Here is a 20,293-nt window from a genome sequence, read left to right as displayed (position 1 = left end):
AAATGGGAGAACTGTACTATGGTGAGGGATTAAAGAAACCGTTAGCAAACGGCGTAGATTTTTTAGTTAAGCGACTGGAGTCAAAACCTACTGTAACAAAAGTAACAAGATTAGATTACCATATTTTAGAGGTTGAAAGAACGGGTACTTTTAGTAATCTCAATATCTACTTAATTGATGCCTATGTATTGGGAGAAGGCGCGGCATTAGAAATAATAGAAAATAACCCTAAAATTAATACAATTTTAGTAATAAGTTTGTGGAATCAGTATGCTTCTAAAGCAAAGGAGTTAGCAAAAGATTACGGTGTAGCTATCTTTACATTTAATGAACTTATGGGGGCTGTATTCTACAATGGGGAATCCTATATTAATTACCTGCCTTCAGCAAAGGATGAATGAAAATAAACAGCTAATTGCTTGTATCAAAGAATATGAAATTAATTTTTATTTATTTGGTTCTATTTTACATAAAGAGAATCCTCGAGATATTGATTTATTAATGGTATATAACCAGCATTTGATAAGTATAAAAAGTGTATTAAATTTAAAAAATGAAATTGTAAATTATCTTAACGGTATTTCCCCTATTCAGGTGGATTTGTTATTGTTATCTCTAGAAGAGGAGTTAGAAGTCAACTTTATTAAGAGCGAAAAGGCAGTGGATTTTGATCTTTACTAGTAATTTATACGTCAGTGTTATTTTCCGGTGAAACCTCATTTAGATACGTTACGGTGAACGTACCATAAGTAGTTGGGGTTTTAGATAACAATGCCAAATAAGCCAAGTTATGAATAATAACTCGGCTTATTTGGCCATCTATCTTGTTGCTCAAATGTTGTACCTGGGTTATTTTAAATAGATATCAACCCATTATCTGGATCTTTCTAATTCTTTATAAAGGATTTTTATAATAAATAGCGAAAGAATGGAACCTACAAGTAAAAGTGCCATATCCCACTGGGCATCCCATATGTCTCCCTGCATCCCTAAAAAATCTTTTGTGACTTTCCCTTCTTTCCCTATTTTTGCACTTGCCCACTCAATGATTTCGTAGAAAGCCCCGATTGCTAGGGTTATACATAAAGCAATAAAATTTGTGGTTTTACTTTTCGATAAAGCCGTTTTCCTTAATAATATCTCTATTATCACTATCACAATAGACCCCTTAAGAAAATGACCAAACCGATCGTAGTGGTTTCTCTGTAAATCAAAATAATCTTTGATCCATGTAAAGAGTGGAACTTTTGAATAAGAATAATGCCCCCCTACAAACGTCAAAATGACAAGAAAGGTAATGATGACATAGGAAACAGTGGTGAGGCGAAACTGATTATATGTTAATACTAAAAACAGTATTGCCAATATTGAAGGTAAAACCTCCACCAACAAAACCATATATCCTTCTTCCGGTTTAATCAGGGACCAAATAAGTACAAGTAAAACAACCAATAACAAGAAAAAATGAATCGAAGAACTATTCATTTTATGTGACATTCAAATCACTCCATGAAAAACAAGTTGCATTTAGTATTTGCTTAACATTTATGTATTATAGAAAATGGGATGAGTTTTAAATTATATAACCTCATGTAGTAGATTGCAGTGAACTATACCATAAAGGATTGGAGTTTTATTTTAAAAAAAAGTGTAGTTGCTGAATGTCACAAATGGGCTAGGGAAAATTCACTAAATATAAAATAAAGAAGGTAGGAATCCTATATGCATTCAATAAACAAGATAGGCAATAGTTTTTGGTATATCACTCCAGTTTCGCTGACCGACCGGCCAATTTTAGGGATGGTTGTGGGCAAGAAAAAGACCTTAATGATTGATGCAGGCAACTCGGAGGACCATGCAAATTATTTTCTGGAAGAACTTTTAAAAAGGGGAATCCCTGATCCTGATATGGTCGTTCTTACTCACTGGCATTGGGATCATATTTTTGGGCTTTCAGCATTCCCTAAAATAGTTTCTATTGCTTCCAAAGAAACGAAACAAGAAATGGAGAAGCTAATCCCGCTTTCATGGTCAGATGAAGCATTAGATGCACGAGTTAGGGAAGGATCGGAAATTGAATTTTGTGCGAAAGCAATCAAGGAGGAATTCCCAGATCACAGGGATATCACCATTGTCTTGCCGGATTTAACGTTTGAAAAACGCGTTGAAATCGACCTTGGCGGTGTAACTTGCGTCGTGCAGCACGTTGGAGGAGATCACGCTTCAGATTCTGTGATCGTGTATGTTAAAGAAGAAAAAATTCTCTTTCTTGGTGATTGTATTTATCCAGATATTTTTTCCGAAAAACAAAACTACACAATCAATGAAACGCTGCGGCTGTTGAATGAATTAGAAGCTTTTGATGCAGAAACATATATACTTTCACATCAAAGGGCGATTTCGAAAGATGAATTTAATAAGGAAGCAGCTAAGCTAAGAACCATTGCCCAATATACAGATAATTGCCTTGGTGATCAGCAAAAAATCATTGAAGAATACAAAAAGCATGTGAAAAGGGAACTTACAGAAGATGAAATAGAAACAATCACCGACTTTGTAAATGGATATTAGATATTGATTCGGTCAGCAATGTGGGTATGAATATCGTTACTGGACAAGAGAGTAGTAATTGTACTGCTCTCTTTTTATTGAGTTATAGGGATGGTTCATTAAGTTATTCACATTAAACACTTCCACTACATAATTTAAAGAATAGATTAATTACAATGGAGGTGAATTTAATGAAGGAGCCGACTATTATGTACCATGATAAAAGCCCCTTTATAGCTTATTATGAAAATGTGGTAAACGAGGAAGATTGTAAAGAACTGATAGACTTAGCCAAAGGAAAACTAAAACCGTCAGCTGTTGTCGGAGACTCGAAAAAGTCATTTTCAAGTGCACGGAAGTCAGAACATGCCTGGTTACATCACAATATCAACGAAAATGTTCTGCACATATCTGAGCGGATTGCTTCCATTGTAGGGCAGCCACTTAATTATGCGGAGAAGCTGCAAATTGTCAGATATCAACCTGGTGGTAAGTTCAATACGCATTTGGATACTTTTAAATCCTCTGGCAAACTTGGGAGAGAGTACTTACTTAAAGGTGGGCAACGAACCTATACAGCACTTCTTTACTTAAATAGTGTGGATGCTGGAGGAGAAACGTTCTTTCCTGCTCTTTCTCTCGATATTACCCCAATCCAGGGAAACTTATTGGTTTTTGAAAATTTTAGTAAAGAAACAAATCAAGTCCATTTACTCTCAAAGCATGGATCCCGTCCTTTAATAGCTGGAGAGAAATGGATTGCGACCCTATGGTTTCGAGAAAAACCACAGTATTGAATATAAACTATAGAAGAGATACTGTGTCAAAACAGTATCTTTAATTTTTTTTGCCATTTTTAAGGCGAAGAAGGAGTAGGCTATATGGAGACAATTGCTTTTATAATCATCATACCTGCCGGGTCCGTTATGATTACGTCGAATTATGTCAGCGCTTGGTATATAACCTCCATCTTTAGCGGAAACTTACTAAAAGAGGACTATTGCCTGTATGGTTTGGGGGTTATTTCATTGAGTTACCAGGATTATTGGAATCAAATAACTGAAAAAAATGATGAGATGACAAAGTTAATCTCCTCATATTGGCATCAATACTCCGATATGGGGAACTGGCAGTTCTGGATGGTTTTGGCTTTTTTGCTGCTGCCATTGATTTTATTGTATTTTTTAATCGATCGAAAAAGATTATTTGAGATTTTTTTCTTTGGTTATACGGTTCATATCATGTGGACCTATGTCGAACAGGTCCTTGCAAATTACAGTTACTTTATACATACATATTTTCTCTCGCCCTGGTTCCCTCCAGCCCTTAGTATGACAGCCTCTGCATTGCCAGTGGGCTTTTTGCTTGTATATCAATATTGTACGAATCATAATAAGAATTTTTATGTTTATTCCGCGTTGCTAAGCGCTGTTTTTGCCTTTGTCTTTGCTTCTTTCGAAAAGTATATGGGTTTGGTGAAAATCGAGAGAGGCATGCATCAATTTTATATTTTTCTGATTGATATTGGGATTGTGTACACCGCTTATTGGTTTACTAAGTTAATGTTGAAATTCAGGGATAAAGGAACGAGGAGTTAATCTTACTACAACCTATAGCAGAAAGGCCGGTTCTCTTACGAATCCGTCCTTTTAATATAATCGGACAATCTCCTGGGAAATTCACGGAAGGGCAGTGGGAGCAGATAATGGAATACATAAACCCGTTTTAATAAACCAATTCAATTTTATGATTTCTGTTTTCAAACAGGATAAATTAAACTAGCTGAACTATTTTATATAAGTTCGGCCTTTTCTTTGTATAAAACCAAAATGTTTTTCCTGACCAAGTAATCGCTGTAATCTATACCCTTATGCTTTTTGGAGCTCTAACTATAGTTCTGTTATTTCAATATAGGCTCTTAAAATTCCCTTTGTGTAATCGGGGATTTATCGGGCTTTAGCTGCCAATAAAACCGTTGGGAAGACTTCACACTTTTTTACAGTGGCAAAATAGTTTATAATTATCAGTAAATAGTAGAAATTTTAATCCTCAAATCATTATAATAGATTATGTTACGGTTTTAACAAAGGCAGAAGGTGTGTCCCAATCCGACGCGCCTACTCAAATATATGGGACAAGGAAGGATAAAATGAGCAACGTACAGAAAGCTACAGACGTTATCTTAATTGGTGCCGGAGTCATGAGTGCGACGTTGGGGTCATTACTGAAAGAGTTAGCACCAGAGTGGGAAATCAAAGTTTTCGAAAAACTTCCTTCAGCAGGTGAAGAGAGCTCCAATGAGTGGAATAACGCGGGTACTGGACATGCAGCCCTTTGTGAGTTGAACTATACACCTGAAAAACCTGATGGATCGATCGATATAACTAAGGCCATCAATGTAAATGAACAATTTCAGCTTTCAAGACAATTTTGGTCTTATCTTGTAAAGAGCAATTTAATTCGCAATCCCCAGGATTTCATCAGGCCGCTGCCACATATGAGTCTGGTAGAAGGCGAGAAAAATGTTACCTTCTTGAAAAATCGATTTAAAGCGCTTTCAGCTATTCCGATGTTTGAGGGAATGGAGTACTCAGAGGACCCAGAGAAGCTCAAGGAGTGGATTCCTTTAGTCATGGATGGCCGCACATCTAATGACCCGATTGCAGCAACCAAAATTGACTCGGGAACAGATGTTAACTTTGGCGCCTTGACGCGGATGTTATTTGAGCATTTGGAGAGCCAGAATGTCGAGATTAACTATAAGCATAGTGTGAAAGATATCAAACGTGCCAGCGATGGGACATGGGAAGTCAAGGTGAAAAACCTTGATAGCGGCAAAGAGGAACTCCATAAAACCAAGTTCGTCTTCATCGGAGGCGGTGGAGGAAGCCTGCCATTGCTGCAAAAAACAGGCATTCCTGAATCAAAGCAGATTGGCGGATTCCCTGTGAGCGGCTTATTCTTGGTTTGCAACAACCCTGAAGTTGTCCAGCGGCACCACGCAAAGGTTTACGGAAAAGCGAAGGTGGGAGCACCACCGATGTCTGTGCCGCACCTGGACACAAGATTCATCGATAACAAAAAGTCCTTGCTGTTTGGACCTTTTGCAGGCTTCTCGCCTAAATTCCTTAAGACAGGATCTAATTTGGATTTGATTGCTTCTGTAAAACCGAATAACGTCATGACTATGCTTGCTGCAGGAATGAAGGAGATGGCTTTGACGAAATACCTGATTGAACAAGTGATGCTTTCCCATGAAAAGCGCATGGAAGAACTGCGCGAATTCATTCCGAATGCCAAGAACGAGGACTGGGGAGTCGTAGTCGCGGGACAACGTGTACAAGTCATCAAAGACACAGATTCCGGCAAAGGCACACTACAATTCGGCACAGAGGTCGTAAGTGCTTCGGATGGCTCTGTTGCTGCATTACTGGGAGCATCCCCTGGAGCATCAACTGCTGTAAACGTCATGCTTGAAGTGCTGGAAAAATGCTTCCCAGAAAAAATGTTCGAATGGAAAGATAAAATTAAGGAAATGGTCCCTTCGTATGGAGTATCTTTAGCGGCCAATCCCGAACTATTCCATGAAATCCATGAATCCACAGCACAAACGCTGGGATTGAGCGATAAAGAGCGAGTTTACAGCTGATTTATTTTAAATGGATAATAAATCAAAACCTTCAATCCAGGGTGGGATTGGAGGTTTTTTTGTTGGTTAGAGATTAATCAGGCATTTGCCTGGGAGGGGGGATAATTGGGATATGCGTTCGTTATTTTGACAGGTTTGTGGGTGATGGGCGGAAAGTTGTCAAGAAAGCGTCGTTATTTTGACAGGTTTGCAGTTGATGAGCGGAAAGCTGTCAAGAATCCGTCGTTATCTTGACAGGTTTGCGGGTGAAGAGAGTAAAGCTGTCAAGAATCCGTCGTAATCTTGACAGGTTTGCGGGTGAAGAGAGTAAAGCTGTCAAGAAACGGTCGTTATTTTGACAGGTTTGCGGGTGAAGATCGTAAAGTTGTCAAGAAACCCTCGTTATTTTGACAGGTTTGCGGGTGAAGATCGTAAAGTTGTCAAGAAACCCTCGTTATTTTGACAGGTTCGGAGATGGAGAGCGTAAAGCTGTCAAGAAACCCTCGTTATTTAGACAGGTTTGCGGGTGGCGAGCGTAAAGTTGTCAAGAATCCGTCGTTATCTTGACAGGTTTGCGGGTGGCGAGCGTAAAGCTGTCAAGAAAACCTGTCAGCCCACAAAAAAACCGCTCCACTGCCATCAATCCAGGCAGTAAAGCGGCTTCCTATTAGTTACGAATCAAGTAATCAAACGCACCTAATGCTGCGGTTGCACCTGATCCCATTGAAATGATGATTTGTTTGTATGCACTGTCCGTGCAATCGCCAGCAGCGAAAACGCCAGGCAGGTCTGTGGCACCTTGCTTGTCTACGACAATCTCACCGAAGCGAGTGCGTTCAAGCGTGTCACCGAGCCATTCTGTGTTTGGTACGAGACCGATTTGTACGAATACCCCTTGTAATTCAACATGGTGTTCTTCGCCTGATGCACGGTCAATGTACGTAATACCGTTCACTTTGTCAGTTCCGGTAATTTCGCTTGTTTGTGCGTTTGTCACTACTGTGACGTTTGGAAGGCTGTGCACGCGATCTTGTAGAACAGCATCAGCTTTGAGTTCAGGATTGAACTCGATCACTGTTACATGCTTTACGATACCTGCAAGGTCGATTGCTGCTTCAACGCCAGAGTTTCCTCCGCCGATGACAGCTACATCTTTTCCTTCGAACAATGGTCCATCACAGTGAGGGCAGTAGGCAACGCCTTTGTTCTTGAATTCAGCTTCTCCTGGTACGTTGACATTGCGCCAGCGGGCACCAGTCGAAATGATGACAGTTTTACTCTTCAGGACTGCACCATTTTCAAGTTCCAGCTCGATAAGGTCTTTTTTCTCCAGGCGTGTGGCACGCTGAAGGTTCATGATATCGACGCCATACTCTTTCACATGCTCTTCAAGGCTGGCAACAAGCTTAGGGCCTTCAGTGTGCTTGACACTGATGAAGTTCTCGATGCCTAAAGTATCCATTACCTGGCCACCGAAGCGCTCAGCAACGATCCCTGTACGGATGCCTTTTCGCGCTGCATAGATGGCTGCACTTGAACCAGCTGGTCCGCCGCCAACAACAAGGACATCATAAGGATCTTTGTCCGCCAATTCGGAAGCATCTGGACCAGAACCCAATTTTGCAAGAATCTCCTCAAGGGACATACGTCCGCTTCCGAATGGCTCGCCATTCAGGAATACCGTTGGTACGGCCATGATATCCTTGCTTTCAACTTCTTCCTTGTACGCTGCACCATCAATCATGGTATGTGAAATGCCAGGATTCAAAGTGCTCATCACGTTCAAGGCTTGTACTACATCAGGGCAATTGTGGCAGCTAAGGCTGACATATGTCTCAAAACGATATTCGTCCTTGATCGCTTTAATTTGGTCAATGACTTTCTGATCAACTTTTGGCGCTCTGCCGCTGACCTGGAGCAGGGCAAGGACTAATGAAGTGAATTCATGTCCTAAAGGAATGCCCGCAAAAGTCACTCCAGTGTCTTCACCGACACGGTTGACACTAAAGCTAGGTGTTCTATTTAATTCGGCATGCTCCACTTTAATATGGGATGACATTGTTGCCAATTCATCGACTAAAGCCAGCATGTCTCGTGATACATCATCCGATCCTGCGCTAACTTTAAGCAGCACATCGCCCTCCATCATTTGAAGATATTGGGCTAATTGTGCCTTAATTTCTGCATCTAATAACATGGGAGTGTTCCCCTTAAATCTTTCCTACAAGATCAAGGCTTGGCTTAAGAGTTTCGCCGCCTTCTTTCCATTTAGCAGGGCAAACTTCGCCTGGGTTGTTGCGTACATATTGAGCTGCTTTCAGCTTGTTTACTACCTGGCTAGCGTCACGGCCGATTCCGCCTGCGTTGATTTCAACAGTCTGGATAACGCCGTCTGGATCGATGATGAAAGTTCCGCGCTCTGCAAGACCATCTTCTTCATTCAATACATCGAAGTTGCGAGTAAGTCTTTGAGATGGATCGCCAATCATGATGTACTCGATTTTGCTGATTGCTTCAGAGTGGTCGTGCCATGCTTTGTGAGTGAAGTGTGTATCAGTTGATACAGAATATACTTCTGCTCCCATTTCTTTTAATGTAGCATATTCGTTTTGCATGTCTTCAAGCTCTGTAGGGCATACGAAAGTGAAGTCTGCTGGGTAGAATACAACTACGCTCCACTTGCCTTTGAAGTTTTCTTCAGAAACAGTGATGAATTCTCCGTTGTGGAATGCGTTTGCTGTGAATGGTAAAACTTGAGTACCGATTAATGCCATGATTAATTTCCTCCTTAAAATGGTTGAATTATTTTTGAAATAGTTTTCCTGAATGAATTCAGTTAACTATTCGGTAAACTAGAATAATTCTAATACAGTAACGATTATTATATAAAACTTATTAAGTGTCAAGTGATAAACACCGGTTTTTAGTTCTTAATAATTATTTCAAAAAAAAGATAGATTTATACAGCATTGCACTAGATTAGCTTGTCCAACTTTTCCTTGTGTAATGAATTCCTCATTGAACTTCTGTATAGTAATAAGTAGATGAAAAATTCTGAAAAGGAGGAATTAGATGGTCTCTATTGAGAATAAGCACCCTTTTCCTTATCCTTTTGGTGAACAGGATGTATATAGATATTCTAACAATGCGGTACCATTAAATCCACCAATTGCCATCGAAGTGACAAAATCTTATTTAGAGGACATCAAGCTGAAGAGAGAATTGCTGATAAATCACCCCAAACGCTGTTACCACTCCATGCCACATACATTGGATGCCCAGTGGGAAGTGTTGGATTTAATCCTGCACCAGCTGGCCAGTTTCTATCCTGAGAACTACCAGCTTGTTGCAAACAATGACCATTGGATTTTCACTAACCAGTTAACAGGTGAGAATCATTCCTTCATATTTGGAAATCAGGCAACACTGGACGTTGAACCGCTGGATTTTGTCGGCCGGCATGTGCAGGAAGATTTGATCCTGATGATGCAGCGGGACGGGGATTTATTTCTGGATGCAGGTCAGCTCTGCTTTCCAGCCAATTGGTCGTTGTATTTTGATGCTGGAATGTCGTTCAAAGAAATCCATACGCCAATTCCCGGGTTCAAGTATGGATCACTTGATGAGCGCATTCTCCAGTTTTTAATGAGAATCGAGGCAGGCAGTCCATGGTGGAGGAAAAATTGGTCACTTATGGCAGGGGACCGGCTGGATACCTCGCTTGAAACATTCGCTGAATGGGGCAAGGCCCGAAAAAATGTGACAAAAGAAAATGCAGGTGAACTGGTCCACTTGCGGGTAGAAGTACAGAAACTTTTCCGGCTGCCAAAAAGCAATGGGATTTTATTTACCATCCATACACATATGCTGCCCCTTGAATCACTCATCCAGCATACCCCATGGCTAAAGCAATTTTCGGCAATCTTGAAGGAACTTCCTGAATTCATCGCAGAATATAAAGGTATTTCCTTGTACCGGAACTCGGTCCTTGAATATCTGGAGGTGGAACTGAAAAAGAGATGAGTGAAAGCAGCTTTAAAATAGTGAGTGGGAAAAGAAAATTCTTGTTTTGTACGGATTCGGGGGGTGCCGGGGATTTTTACGACCTTTTACAACAGGCATTGTCTGAAAAAATCCCTTTTGATTTTCATATTTTCGCTGAGGGACAGGAACCCATGCTGAAAACCTGGTTCTGCACGCAAAAAATGGGGACCTACCTATACATATCCGGTTCGGCGGAATTTGTGAAAATGGTAAAGGAGCTGGCATTTGAAACAGGTTTTTCCGAACAGAAAATACAGACTGCAACAAAGGTTTTTTTACCGAAAAAATTAATATGCTGTACTTGTCATGGCGAGAATGAAGCCTGGGAAAACCAGATTGTCATATGCAGGCTCTGTGGGCAGGAACTCGAGGTTTCGGATCATTATTCCCGCCGTTTGGATGCTTACTTGGGATATGTAACGATCAAATGAGACAGGGGGACTGAGATTGCAGCAGGGCAATACAATACAAGTACGAGTGAAATCTATAAAAATGGAAACGGAAACCATTAAAAGGTTCACCCTGGAAGCAGTGAACGGCGTCAAGCTCCCGCTCTTTGGCGGCGGCTCCCATATAATCACTTATTTGCCGCAGCCTTCAGGCATAATGGAAAGACATTATTCAGTTTTTAACCTTTCAGAGCCAGGTGTCATGGAGATCGCCGTACGTCTGGCCGAGCCTTCAAATGGCGGCTCCGCTTACTGGCATCATAGTGTCATTGAAGGGGATATTGTTAAGATCAGTTATCTGAAAAACCATTTTCCAATGAGTTTTCAAGCTAAACACCATGTTTTTTATGCAGCCGGCATTGGGATCACGCCTTTTTTATCAATGATGGCTGAACTCGCCGAAAAGAACCAATCTTTCGAGCTGCATTATGGAGCGAAAACAAAGGAACAATGCGCTTTTTACAATACGTTAAGGGAACGTTATCCAGAGGAATGCTATTTTTATTTTTCAGAGGATGAGAATTCTAATAGATTATCTCCAGCTTCTCTTCAAGATCACCGGATTGGGACCCATGTATATTTTTGCGGGCCTGAAAACATGATTGAAGAATTCACCGAAACGGCAAAAAGCTATGGATATCCTTCTTTCAATATTCATTTCGAGCGATTTGCTCCACCCGAGAATAGAGAAGCCAGGCCATTTACCGTGACTCTGCAAAATAGCGGAATGCAGCTGGAAATTCCAAAGGATCGTTCATTGCTGGATGTGATCCGTGAAAATGGAATCAATCTGCCTTTTTCCTGCAAGGTTGGCGGCTGTGGGACATGCGAAGTGAAAGTAGCGGAGGGGGAAGTCGCCCATTTCGATTCCTTCCTCACTGAAGAACAACAACGTACAAATCAGTCGATGCTATGCTGTGTTTCCCGGGGGGAAGGGCATTTAGTATTAGATTTATAGAAACTAGAAAACCGCACCTTATTCCAGATGCGGTTTTCTACTTGTTATGATTCTTGCTAGTATCAAGCTAATTCTGCTTTCTTTTCAGATTGGTCAACTACAGCGGCTCCTACGACGTCCCCGACGACATTGGAAGCCGTCCCGGCCATGCCGATGATCGCATCGACGCCAGCGATCAGTGCGACGACTTCAAGCGGCAGGTCGAACATCGTCAGTACCACTGACAGGGTGACAAGCCCTGCGGCAGGAATGCCTGCTGTTCCGATGGAAAGCAATGTACCAACAAGAATGATGGTAACGAAATCAATCAGCGAGAAATTGGCACCAGTGACATTGGCGGCAAAAACAATCGATGCACCCATTCTTAGTGCTCCGCCATCAGAGTTGAACACAGCGCCAAGCGGCAAACTGAAGTTCACCATCTTCTCGGAAATTCCAGCCTTTTTCGCACTTTCGATGGCTACTGGAAGGGAAGCGATGCTGCTCGAAGTGAAGAAAGCCGTTGTGTATGCATCCTTCGTATTCGCGAAAAAGCTCCTGACCGGGATCTTGAACAGTTTAAGAGTCCCGCTGTACACGAAAACCCAGAGGATGATGATTCCAATATAAAAAACCGCTGTAAATTCCAGTAGTGACGTTAATGTATCCCACCCTTGTGTGCCAAAAGTGGATGCGCTGATGGCAAAAATACCGATCGGTGCGTAAAGAAGGATTCCCTTCAAAATCCTGAAGAACAGCTCATTGGCTGCCTCAAGGAAAGTTTGCAGCTGTACCCCGTATTGCTGGGTTTTCTCCTCACCGGAAAACCTCATTCCTGAAATCGTGAAGCCGATGATGATCCCCAGAAACAGAATCGCCATCAAGTTCCCGGTTGTGAAAGCTGAAAAGAAATTATCAGGGACGATGCTGAAAATGACATCAGAAATGGATGGTGTCGCAGGTTTCTCTACGGTCGTATTCGGGAGTGTCAAGGATTCCCCGGGATTGATCCATAACGCAAGACCCAGACCAATCAACACAGCCGCAGCAGTTGTTGCCCCATAATACAGGATCAATTTACCTCCGGTCCTGCCAAGCTGTGCAGGGTTCATTTGATTGACTGCCAGCACAACCGTCAAGAACACTACTGGAGTAGCAATAAGACTAAGAAGCTTGATCAACAGCGTGCCAAATGGCTTCAAGAACTCCGCATCAGCCCCCAGCAGAACACCAGCTAATATCCCCAGAACAAAGCCGATGGTCATTTTTAAAATAAATGATGAATTTTTGTATGAATTCCATAGATTCACTTTATGTACCGCCTCTTTTTGTGAAATTGTTTTTCTTATAACCCCTATAAGAATGAAGAAAATGCACTTAATTATAAACTACACCTGTTAACTGAAACAGACAATAGTGAAATTGGAAAGAGTGTCCAGAAGCGGCAAGCAAGTTGAAAAGAATAGCTTTGAAATCAAAAACCTTTCAGGAAAAAGCAAGACCTATAGCTTTGATGTAGAGTTTGCCGGAAATCCAGCTGGCATTAAGGTAATGACAAGCAACAACCTGAAAGTGAATGCAGGCAAGTCTCAGCAAGTGAACTTCAATGTCCAGGTTGATACTTCAAAACTGGACCCAGGATATTATGAAGGAACCATTAAAGTCTCTGATGGGTCTGAGACATTTGACGTGCCAACGATCCTTTTCATCGGAGAGCCGGATTACCCTCGTGTAACAGGTGCATACATGGATAAAGCTGAAGACGGGTATTATGTAGGTGCCTATCTTCCGGGCGGGGCAGAAGTATTAGAATATGATCTTTATGTGTTCAATCCAAATGGCACCATTGGTGACTTTGTAGACACAATTGGCTCTTTCACGAATGCCCCGGTTCCATACCACGAATACCTATGGGATGGCACTGTACTAAATGGTAGCACTCTTCCTAACGGAGACTGGGTACTGGCAGTATACGTAGAAGAAGCAGGCAAAGCAGAGTACAAAGCCTACCTGGTAACAAAGGAATAATTAAATAAAGGATTCCTACTGGATTACTCAGTAGGAATCCTTTTTATGACTTTCGGTTGAAAACCTGAGGAGGCTGTTCGAGCCATTTTTCGGTAATCATGAGCAACAGGCCTTTTCCGTAAAATTTTTTCATTTGAGCTGAGATCAGAGTGAATTTGGTTACAATATCTGACCGTAAACTTGAGGTTAAAGCCTGATTGATCATAATGAAGCAGAACATTCCGAGGCATGTATTAACGAAAAACAGCATCAGTTTATCTGAAAAGGGTGAATGATTCACTTCAAAAAAGTTGAAATCACCAGAAGCTGAATAAGGAATATTTTCTTTATTAAATGTATCCTCAAGCGTATCCAGCACTTTATTGAGCGCATCAACTCCTTTGCTTAAATGTTGTTTTACTTCCTTATGGCTGGCGAGCTTACTAAAGGATAATAGAACCATTTTTGAAAAGTGCGCCCGATGGAGAATTCTTGAGAGGTTTGCAATTTCAGGTGCATTTAAAGGCCTGGAATGCCCAAATAGGCCGTTCAGATATTTCATTTCATCCACCAGATCAATGGTATGGTCCATCGCTACCTGGGGAGATTTCAGAAAAATCCCCTGCTGCAGCATCAGGTCTGTAATTTCATTTTGAATACTGATGGTGAATTCTATGGCCCCTTGAAAATAATCCCTTGTATCATTGCGTGTGCAATCCGGAAAAGCGCTCGGATAGGTAGTCAGTGAAAGCATGGTAATATCATGGCAAATATATAATATAAAAGTATCAGAAAAAAACTTTTCAACGTCGAGTCTGACGTCTTTTTCCGTAAATCCTAGCGGTATAGTGAGATTCTCTTTTAGAAAAATGTTTTTCAGGTCGTTCAGGCTTTTCTCAGAGAAAACGACCATTTTTTCTAAAATCTTTTTCAGTTCCAAATCATCAGCTGTCCTATAAAAATATTGAAAAAAACGAAGTTCCATACTGCTTTTTAAGTAAGATGACCATATATTCGATATTTCTGTTGAGGTTAAACCCACACTTATTTCTCGCATCAATGATACACTCCTTTCCCGATATTGTTTGTCTTTTTTAGATATTTATTACAAATTATCAGTAATTTTTATCCCCGTTAAAGAGAATCCCCGTATTCCAGGACATACTTTTTCAAAAGGAGGTTTTTTTCATGAGAAAGTATCTGGTTATGCTATTAGGCTGTTTTCGTAAAGATTGTTGTTAAAATCTTAAAGCCGATTTTAACGTGCTATAAGCAATTTTGCAGTTCGTTTTTAAGTGTGCAAGCTCTTTTCTCATAATAAGCCTGAATTTTATAAAGAAAACTAGGTCATTCAATCCAATTTAGTAGTCGATAGCAACAAAGTTTGAGAAAAGAGCCTGCTATTATTAGCGATTTCAATGTTCTCTATTACAGGGTGTGGCAACGATGCTCCTCCTGAAGATGATGAACAGCTGGAAGATGTGGAAGAAGAAGATGAGATTGGTGATGGCGAAATAGATGATGAATAATACCAAAGACCCACTTTCCATGTTGAGTGGGTCTTTTAATGTGCATACAGAATTGACAAATGACCGGTCAGTCATTAACATTATAATGTGTGTAAATGATTAATTAAGGTAGGTGCAATAGTGAAAAATCTGGTCAATTTTGTGCTTGGAAATAAACTGGCGGTTTGGCTGCTTACGATCATCATTACAGTCTCAGGAATTTATTCAGGTACGCGGATGAACATGGAGACGATTCCGAATATCTCCATCCCGTATTTAATGGTCATGGATGTTTATCCCGGAGCCACTCCTGAGAAGGTAATGGATGATGTGTCCATCCCGATTGAAAAAGCGGTGGAAGGACTGGAAGATGTAAAGTACGTCTATTCCAATTCATATTCCAATATGTCCAGTATCCAGGTTGAGTATGAATATGGCATTGATATGGATGAAGCCAAGCGGGCTTTACAGTCGGCATTGGATACGGTTCAGCTTCCGGAAGGTGCACAGGAGCCAACCATTACGGCCATCAGCATGAACATGATGCCGATCGCTGCACTGAGTGTCAGCAGCACGAAAGAGGATATTGTTGAGCTTACATCAACAGTCGAGGATATCCTGCTTCCGAAGATCGATAAAATCGATGGTGTGGCTTCCGAAACGATAACAGGACAGCATATCGAAGAAGTGAATCTTGCGTATAATGAAGCGAAAATGGCTCAGTTCGGTTTGACGGAAGACAAAGTGAAGGAAATGATTCAGGCCAGCAATTTAGGCGTATCGCTGGGGCTTTTTGAATTTAAGGAAGGCGAGCAGGCAGTTGCTGTTGATGGCAAGTTCACCACAACTGAACAACTGAAGAACATGCTGATTCCGGTAACTCCATCAGAATCAAATCCATCACCTTTTGTAAAGCTTAGTGATATTGCTGAGATTGAGCTGGTAGGCAAGGTGCAGTCCATTTCCCGTACAAACGGCAATGATGCGATTGCCATCCAGATTGTCAAGGAACAGCAAGCAAACACAGTTGATGTTGTGAATGAGATAAAGGATTTAATAAAAGAAGAACAGGATAAAATTGATGGCCTATCCATTGATGTATCACTGGACCAGGGTAAGCCAATTGAAGAATCTGTAACAACAATGATTGAAAAAGCTTTATTTGGCGGATTGATTGCGGTCCTGGTTATTCTGCTGTTTTTACGAGACTTCAAGTCTACGATTATATCAATTGTGTCAATTCCAGTTTCGATTTTTATGGCATTGCTGCTGTTGAATTGGATGGAAATCACGCTTAATATCATGACACTTGGCGCGATTACGGTTGCCATTGGGCGTGTAATAGATGACTCGATCGTCGTTGTGGAAAATATATACCGACGCCTCCACTTGAAGGAAGAAAAATTAACAGGCCGTGCATTAGTACGTGAAGCAACCATTGAAATGTTCAAGCCAATTTTATCATCTACACTTGTAACGGTTGCTGTTTTTGCACCGCTGATTTTTGTAGGCGGCATGGTAGGCGAATTATTCGCGCCATTTGCATTGACAATGACTTTTGCCCTTGGTGCTTCATTGATTGTTGCCATTACAATCGTTCCGGCCTTGTCACACTTCTTGTTCAAAAAGAAACTTTATGGTGAAAAAACAGAAAGCAGCCACAAAGAAGTTGGCAAACTGGCAAGCTGGTATAAAGGCGTCTTGAACAAGTCGCTTAACCATAAAATCATCACTTCCCTTATTGCTGTTGTACTTTTAGCTGGAAGCCTTGCCCTCACACCGATTATTGGCTTTAGCTTCATGGGCAGCGAGGAAGATAAGGTTATGTACCTTACTTATACTCCTGCAGCAGGCGAACTTAAAGAAGAAACAATCGAGAGTATCGCTGAAGTCGAAGAAAAGATGCTCAAACGTGATGATATTGACATCGTTCAAGTATCGATTAGCGATGAAGCTGACCAGATGTCGGCAATGATGGGCGGGGGATCAGGCGGAGGCTTGATGTACCTGATTTTTGATCCTGATATGGAAAATTTCCCAGACGTCAAGAAAGAAATTGAAGAGTATGTATTCAAAATTGGACAAAGCGGCGAGTGGAAGAGCCAGAATTTCGGCGGCATGTCGATGCCGGAGAACGAAATCAGCTACACATTCTACAGTGAAGATCTAAACAAACTTACTGATGCTGTGAAAATGGCTGAGGGTGAGATGAAAGGTATTAAAGGCTTGGAAGATGTAAGTTCCAGTGCAGAGGAAGCATACGTGGAATACACATTTAAAGTCGAACAGGACGAATTGCTGCAATATGGTTTAACAGCCGGACAAATTGTCATGATGTTAAACCCAAACAAAACTAAAGATACATTGACGACGATTGAAAAAGATGGTGAATCACTAGATGTCATCGTCCAGCAGGAGCAGGAAAAGCAGCCTGAGTCAGTTGATGATATCCTGGATACAGAAGTCCCAACAGCCATGGGAACAACGATGCCATTATCAGAACTGGTAACCGTTGAAAAAGGTACAACGATGAATACACTCGCCCGCAGTAAAGGGCAGTACTATGCATCCGTTTCAGGAACGGTTACAGATGATGATATTTCAAAAGCATCTGCTGAAACCCAAGAGGCAATCGATGCTTTAGATATGCCAAAGGGTGTAGAAGTTGGTGTTGCAGGCGTACAGGCGGACATGACCGAAACATTTACACAGCTAGGTGCTGCAATGCTTGCTGCTATCGCGATTGTTTACTTCATCCTGGTTGTAACCTTCCGTGAAGGTGTAGCACCATTCGCCATTCTGTTCTCGCTCCCATTTGCGGTTGTCGGATCGTTTGTTGGATTGTTGATTGCAGATGAAACGATTTCTGTTTCAGTCATGATGGGTCTCTTGATGCTGATTGGTATTGTTGTAACGAATGCAATCGTACTCGTAGACCGGATCATCCACATGGAACGTGATGGAATGACGATGCGTGAAGCCGTTCTTGAGGCAGGAGCAACGCGTTTACGTCCAATCCTTATGACAGCAATAGCCACTGTTGGTGCCCTGATTCCATTGGCCATGGGCTCAGGAGGCGGAGGCTTGATTTCAAAAGGCCTTGCCATTACTGTAATAGGCGGTTTAACAAGCTCGACACTGTTAACACTGATTGTTGTGCCAATTGTTTATGAAGTTCTGTCGAAAATTTTTAAGAAAAATCGACGAGAAATACAAGAGGATTAATACAATAGCCCCTGCGGATGACCAGTCGTCCACAGGGGACTTTTTTACCTTTTATCATTGATAGTGGGTGATCAGAAGGTAACCATTACTTCTTTTTATGGAAAAATGCGGAAATACACCTGTTATTTCTTTCTTTCTTCCTTCCTCTTTCTCCATGTTCCGACAATTCCCTGCTTTTTTCAACTTCCTTTTTCAAGTCTCTTGGGTAGGTGTGGTGGATTCATATTACTCATCTGCATATTGAAGCCTTTTTAAAAATTGGCACTGTTATACATGCATACTTTTATGGTGCGGTTATTTACTTCCTGGAACCTTTTCCATGTCCGTTGTGTTATTTGCCTCCAATGACTCTTTCATCTTCAACTCTTACCAATCAAATTCATTCATTAAAATTCAAATCTTTTAAAATCTTTTCAACGGCAGGGGAGGGGAGGGGGCTCTGATAGGTCTGTTAAAAGGTAAAATAAGGTAAATATTTTAATGTGTACAAATATGTATACATGTATACGTTTTGTAAACAATGGGTGTACAATTATGTTTACACGTATACAAACTCGTATACATACTGATATATAGGCATGTATACAGATTTGTATTCGTTGTGTACAATTATGTATACAATACTCGTCAGGTTTACATCTCGTTTACATGTTTACAATTACATTTCTTTTTACCCGTATATCTTGCAGTATCTATTATTTCCCTTTACCTTTAGAATAGTAGGTAAGTATACATAAATGAAAAGGAATGATAAGAATGACGAAATCCAGAATTGCAGCAGTTGATGTTGGTAACGATTCTATTAAAGCTATTTTTGGAGAATTTGATAACGAACTGAATATCCCTAACATCGTGGCAAGGGACACTGAAGACCGTCCTGTAATCGGCATCGAGGAGCTTGATGCGAAGGATCCGCTTGATGGAATCCATATTCGTGTCCACTCCCCTGCCCTGAAAGAAAATAACGCAATCTATCGTGTCGGAAACCTGGCTACTAAAAGTGACAATGCTACCGAACTTGATCCTGGCAGCAGCAAGTCGGAGGAAGATCAGACCTTGATTATGCTTTTCGCTACTCTAGCATTGGATGCTGTCAATGAAGACAATGCCAAGCTTTTCCCGAAAAGCAAGAATGTCATTGATGCGAATTATACGCTTGGTACCGGCCTTCCGCTTCGCGAGGTCAAGGAAGGAAAAGATGCTGGCTACCGTTCCAAGCTGGTAGGATCCGTTCACCAGGTTGAATTCCTTGTTACCCCGAAATACCAGGGACTGAAAGTAAATATCAAATTCGATGAAGTGAAGGTTTATCCTGAAGGCTTCGCAGCATATATCAATCTAGTAATGGATAATAGCCTGAAAATCATCAATAAGGACTTGATTGATAGAAGAATCCTGATCCAGGATATCGGCGGATTATCAACAGATATCGCTGTCATCAAGAATCGCAATGTCGATGATGACAAGGCACAGGGCTTCAACCTTGGTGTGTCTGAAGCACTCGAACAAATCAGGGAAGAAATCCGCAGCAAGCATGGCGTCGAGTTAGACAGCCGTACGGACGTTGTAGAGATCATCACGCGCAAGAATGACCGGAACCATATCATGGTCAAAGGAAGCCGTACAAGCGTTCATGACATCACAGACCGTATCCTGCTTGAACTGGCTAAAAAGCAATACCGCCTGCTTCGCAATGTGTGGGCAAAGAATTCCCAGACTGAAATCTGCTATTTTGTTGGCGGAGGAGCAACAGTTTTAAAAGAATATATCAAAACATTGAACAATAATCTTGATGGCTATAACATTGAATTTTTCGAGGATGAAAAAGAAAGCATCTGGATGATGGCGAACGCTTATTATAAGCTCATCATGGACTTTGTGAAAAAATCAGAGAAGAGCAGCAAAGCCGCTTCTGAACCTGTTAAAAGCTAAAATAAGGTGATCC

Annotated in this window: 18 protein-coding genes; 13 read left to right on the top strand and 5 right to left on the bottom strand. The window is 41.2% G+C overall.

The genetic code is table 11. From position 1 onward, the window contains the following. Positions 1-2 precede the first annotated feature (2 nt). Both QNH36_RS23720 and QNH36_RS23715 read left to right on the top strand, forming a co-directional pair. A complete protein-coding gene (locus tag QNH36_RS23720) occupies positions 3-401 on the top strand; it encodes a hypothetical protein (protein WP_283904418.1) in 399 nt (132 codons plus the stop codon). Beyond that, positions 355-681 (top strand): nucleotidyltransferase domain-containing protein, encoded by a 327-nt coding sequence (locus tag QNH36_RS23715; protein WP_283904417.1) that lies wholly within the window; start codon positions 355-357, stop codon positions 679-681. The genes QNH36_RS23720 and QNH36_RS23715 overlap by 47 nt, the downstream gene beginning before the upstream one ends. Positions 682-873: 192 nt before the next feature. On the opposite strand, the gene QNH36_RS23710 is transcribed toward QNH36_RS23715, so the two are convergent. Continuing rightward, positions 874-1,497, bottom strand: coding sequence for a DUF2238 domain-containing protein (locus QNH36_RS23710; protein ID WP_251542445.1), 624 nt, complete (start codon positions 1,495-1,497; stop codon positions 874-876). 225 nt (positions 1,498-1,722) lie between these two features. Here QNH36_RS23710 and QNH36_RS23705 point away from each other — a divergent pair, with 225 nt between their 5' ends. The 5 genes from QNH36_RS23705 (at position 1,723) to QNH36_RS23685 (ending at position 6,433) form a co-directional block, all read left to right on the top strand. Further along, positions 1,723-2,571: an MBL fold metallo-hydrolase gene (locus QNH36_RS23705; RefSeq protein WP_283904416.1), complete on the top strand. Its 849-nt coding sequence runs from the start codon at positions 1,723-1,725 to the stop codon at positions 2,569-2,571. A gap of 170 nt (positions 2,572-2,741) precedes the next feature. Beyond that, the gene (locus QNH36_RS23700; RefSeq protein WP_283904415.1) at positions 2,742-3,347 is read left to right on the top strand and encodes a prolyl hydroxylase family protein; all 606 of its coding nucleotides are present in this window, start codon (positions 2,742-2,744) and stop codon (positions 3,345-3,347) included. An 84-nt stretch (positions 3,348-3,431) separates the two neighbouring features. Beyond that, complete coding sequence (locus QNH36_RS23695; protein WP_349654831.1) at positions 3,432-4,148, top strand: hypothetical protein; 717 nt, start codon at positions 3,432-3,434, stop codon at positions 4,146-4,148. A 551-nt stretch (positions 4,149-4,699) separates the two neighbouring features. After that, positions 4,700-6,199 (top strand): malate:quinone oxidoreductase, encoded by a 1,500-nt coding sequence (locus QNH36_RS23690; RefSeq protein ID WP_283904414.1) that lies wholly within the window; start codon positions 4,700-4,702, stop codon positions 6,197-6,199. Between the two features lie 105 nt (positions 6,200-6,304). Continuing rightward, the gene (locus tag QNH36_RS23685; protein ID WP_283904413.1) at positions 6,305-6,433 is read left to right on the top strand and encodes a hypothetical protein; all 129 of its coding nucleotides are present in this window, start codon (positions 6,305-6,307) and stop codon (positions 6,431-6,433) included. A 412-nt stretch (positions 6,434-6,845) separates the two neighbouring features. Here the strand turns inward: QNH36_RS23685 and ahpF are convergent, their stop codons facing one another. Continuing rightward, positions 6,846-8,375: an alkyl hydroperoxide reductase subunit F gene (gene ahpF / locus QNH36_RS23680; protein ID WP_283904412.1), complete on the bottom strand. Its 1,530-nt coding sequence runs from the start codon at positions 8,373-8,375 to the stop codon at positions 6,846-6,848. A gap of 13 nt (positions 8,376-8,388) precedes the next feature. Beyond that, positions 8,389-8,952: an alkyl hydroperoxide reductase subunit C gene (gene ahpC, locus QNH36_RS23675; RefSeq protein WP_144479379.1), complete on the bottom strand. Its 564-nt coding sequence runs from the start codon at positions 8,950-8,952 to the stop codon at positions 8,389-8,391. 298 nt (positions 8,953-9,250) lie between these two features. On the opposite strand from ahpC, the gene QNH36_RS23670 reads away from it, so the two are divergent. From QNH36_RS23670 to QNH36_RS23665, 3 genes are read left to right on the top strand one after another with little or no spacing between them, the layout of a single operon-like run. After that, a complete protein-coding gene (locus QNH36_RS23670; RefSeq protein WP_251542451.1) occupies positions 9,251-10,201 on the top strand; it encodes a heme-dependent oxidative N-demethylase family protein in 951 nt (316 codons plus the stop codon). After that, a complete protein-coding gene (locus QNH36_RS24025; protein WP_481825295.1) occupies positions 10,198-10,653 on the top strand; it encodes a dimethylamine monooxygenase subunit DmmA family protein in 456 nt (151 codons plus the stop codon). Before QNH36_RS23670 ends, QNH36_RS24025 begins: the two co-directional genes overlap by 4 nt. A gap of 16 nt (positions 10,654-10,669) precedes the next feature. Next, complete coding sequence (locus tag QNH36_RS23665) at positions 10,670-11,629, top strand: PDR/VanB family oxidoreductase (RefSeq protein ID WP_283904411.1); 960 nt, start codon at positions 10,670-10,672, stop codon at positions 11,627-11,629. Between the two features lie 62 nt (positions 11,630-11,691). Here the strand turns inward: QNH36_RS23665 and QNH36_RS23660 are convergent, their stop codons facing one another. Further along, the gene (locus QNH36_RS23660; RefSeq protein ID WP_283904410.1) at positions 11,692-12,918 is read right to left on the bottom strand and encodes a dicarboxylate/amino acid:cation symporter; all 1,227 of its coding nucleotides are present in this window, start codon (positions 12,916-12,918) and stop codon (positions 11,692-11,694) included. Between the two features lie 106 nt (positions 12,919-13,024). Here QNH36_RS23660 and QNH36_RS23655 point away from each other — a divergent pair, with 106 nt between their 5' ends. Continuing rightward, the gene (locus QNH36_RS23655) at positions 13,025-13,636 is read left to right on the top strand and encodes a hypothetical protein (RefSeq protein ID WP_283904409.1); all 612 of its coding nucleotides are present in this window, start codon (positions 13,025-13,027) and stop codon (positions 13,634-13,636) included. 43 nt (positions 13,637-13,679) lie between these two features. Here the strand turns inward: QNH36_RS23655 and QNH36_RS23650 are convergent, their stop codons facing one another. Then, complete coding sequence (locus QNH36_RS23650; protein WP_283905462.1) at positions 13,680-14,672, bottom strand: DUF3231 family protein; 993 nt, start codon at positions 14,670-14,672, stop codon at positions 13,680-13,682. 592 nt (positions 14,673-15,264) lie between these two features. Between QNH36_RS23650 and QNH36_RS23645 the strand changes: the two genes are divergently transcribed. Both QNH36_RS23645 and QNH36_RS23640 read left to right on the top strand, forming a co-directional pair. Next, a complete protein-coding gene (locus QNH36_RS23645) occupies positions 15,265-18,348 on the top strand; it encodes an efflux RND transporter permease subunit (RefSeq protein WP_283904408.1) in 3,084 nt (1,027 codons plus the stop codon). Between the two features lie 756 nt (positions 18,349-19,104). Beyond that, positions 19,105-20,280: a ParM/StbA family protein gene (locus QNH36_RS23640; RefSeq protein ID WP_144479365.1), complete on the top strand. Its 1,176-nt coding sequence runs from the start codon at positions 19,105-19,107 to the stop codon at positions 20,278-20,280. Positions 20,281-20,293 lie beyond the last annotated feature (13 nt).

The sequence above is a fragment of the Mesobacillus sp. AQ2 genome (assembly GCF_030122805.1).
GTDB classification, from domain to species: domain Bacteria; phylum Bacillota; class Bacilli; order Bacillales; family Cytobacillaceae; genus Mesobacillus; species Mesobacillus oceanisediminis_A.
Note: the sequence above shows the minus strand (reverse complement) of the source record. Positions and strands in the feature narration are given on the sequence as shown.